Source organism: Pseudomonas sp. NPDC078416, assembly GCF_050268485.1.
Taxonomy (GTDB): Bacteria; Pseudomonadota; Gammaproteobacteria; order Pseudomonadales; family Pseudomonadaceae; genus Aquipseudomonas.
Genome location: NZ_JBNNGV010000063.1, coordinates 1 through 2,500, shown reverse-complemented (window position 1 = coordinate 2,500; position 2,500 = coordinate 1). Strand labels below are relative to the sequence as shown.

At 52.2% G+C, this 2,500-nt stretch carries 1 rRNA gene (cut by a window edge); it reads left to right on the top strand.

Annotated elements, in window-relative coordinates:
• Positions 1 to 2,475, top strand: a 23S ribosomal RNA gene (locus tag ACQKEN_RS25255); it begins 418 nt to the left of the window's first position.
• The last annotated feature ends 25 nt before the right edge of the window (positions 2,476 to 2,500 follow it).

The following is a 2,500-nucleotide window of genomic DNA, read 5'->3' as shown; positions in this document are numbered from 1 at the left end:
AAATACTACTGACTGACCGATAGTGAACCAGTACCGTGAGGGAAAGGCGAAAAGAACCGCGGAGAGCGGAGTGAAATAGATCCTGAAACCGTATGCGTACAAGCAGTGGGAGCCCACTTTGTTGGGTGACTGCGTACCTTTTGTATAATGGGTCAGCGACTTATTTTCAGTGGCGAGCTTAACCGAATAGGGGAGGCGTAGCGAAAGCGAGTCTTAATAGGGCGTCTAGTCGCTGGGAATAGACCCGAAACCGGGCGATCTATCCATGGGCAGGTTGAAGGTTGGGTAACACTAACTGGAGGACCGAACCGACTACCGTTGAAAAGTTAGCGGATGACCTGTGGATCGGAGTGAAAGGCTAATCAAGCTCGGAGATAGCTGGTTCTCCTCGAAAGCTATTTAGGTAGCGCCTCATGTATCACTGTAGGGGGTAGAGCACTGTTTCGGCTAGGGGGTCATCCCGACTTACCAAACCGATGCAAACTCCGAATACCTACAAGTGCCGAGCATGGGAGACACACGGCGGGTGCTAACGTCCGTCGTGAAAAGGGAAACAACCCAGACCGTCAGCTAAGGTCCCAAAGTCATGGTTAAGTGGGAAACGATGTGGGAAGGCTTAGACAGCTAGGAGGTTGGCTTAGAAGCAGCCACCCTTTAAAGAAAGCGTAATAGCTCACTAGTCGAGTCGGCCTGCGCGGAAGATGTAACGGGGCTCAAACCATGCACCGAAGCTACGGGTATCATCTTAGGATGATGCGGTAGAGGAGCGTTCTGTAAGCCTGTGAAGGTGAGTTGAGAAGCTTGCTGGAGGTATCAGAAGTGCGAATGCTGACATGAGTAACGACAATGGGTGTGAAAAACACCCACGCCGAAAGACCAAGGTTTCCTGCGCAACGTTAATCGACGCAGGGTTAGTCGGTCCCTAAGGCGAGGCTGAAAAGCGTAGTCGATGGAAAACAGGTTAATATTCCTGTACTTCTGGTTATTGCGATGGAGGGACGGAGAAGGCTAGGCCAGCCTGGCGTTGGTTGTCCAGGTTTAAGGTGGTAGGCTGAAATCTTAGGTAAATCCGGGGTTTCAAGGCCGAGAGCTGATGACGAGTGTTCTTTAGAACACGAAGTGGTTGATGCCATGCTTCCAAGAAAAGCTTCTAAGCTTCAGGTAACCAGGAACCGTACCCCAAACCGACACAGGTGGTTGGGTAGAGAATACCAAGGCGCTTGAGAGAACTCGGGTGAAGGAACTAGGCAAAATGGCACCGTAACTTCGGGAGAAGGTGCGCCGGTGAGGGTGAAGGACTTGCTCCGTAAGCTCATGCCGGTCGAAGATACCAGGCCGCTGCGACTGTTTATTAAAAACACAGCACTCTGCAAACACGAAAGTGGACGTATAGGGTGTGACGCCTGCCCGGTGCCGGAAGGTTAATTGATGGGGTTAGCTAACGCGAAGCTCTTGATCGAAGCCCCGGTAAACGGCGGCCGTAACTATAACGGTCCTAAGGTAGCGAAATTCCTTGTCGGGTAAGTTCCGACCTGCACGAATGGCGTAACGATGGCGGCGCTGTCTCCACCCGAGACTCAGTGAAATTGAAATCGCTGTGAAGATGCAGTGTATCCGCGGCTAGACGGAAAGACCCCGTGAACCTTTACTATAGCTTTGCACTGGACTTTGAATTTGCTTGTGTAGGATAGGTGGGAGGCTTTGAAGCGTGGACGCCAGTCTGCGTGGAGCCAACCTTGAAATACCACCCTGGCAACTTTGAGGTTCTAACTCAGGTCCGTTATCCGGATCGAGGACAGTGTATGGTGGGTAGTTTGACTGGGGCGGTCTCCTCCTAAAGAGTAACGGAGGAGTACGAAGGTGCGCTCAGACCGGTCGGAAATCGGTCGTAGAGTATAAAGGCAAAAGCGCGCTTGACTGCGAGACAGACACGTCGAGCAGGTACGAAAGTAGGTCTTAGTGATCCGGTGGTTCTGTATGGAAGGGCCATCGCTCAACGGATAAAAGGTACTCCGGGGATAACAGGCTGATACCGCCCAAGAGTTCATATCGACGGCGGTGTTTGGCACCTCGATGTCGGCTCATCACATCCTGGGGCTGAAGCCGGTCCCAAGGGTATGGCTGTTCGCCATTTAAAGTGGTACGCGAGCTGGGTTTAGAACGTCGTGAGACAGTTCGGTCCCTATCTGCCGTGGACGTTTGAGATTTGAGAGGGGCTGCTCCTAGTACGAGAGGACCGGAGTGGACGAACCTCTGGTGTTCCGGTTGTCACGCCAGTGGCATTGCCGGGTAGCTATGTTCGGAAAAGATAACCGCTGAAAGCATCTAAGCGGGAAACTTGCCTCAAGATGAGATCTCACTGGAACCTTGAGTTCCCTGAAGGGCCGTCGAAGACTACGACGTTGATAGGTTGGGTGTGTAAGCGCTGTGAGGCGTTGAGCTAACCAATACTAATTGCCCGTGAGGCTTGACCATATAACACCCAAGCAATCTGCAGAAA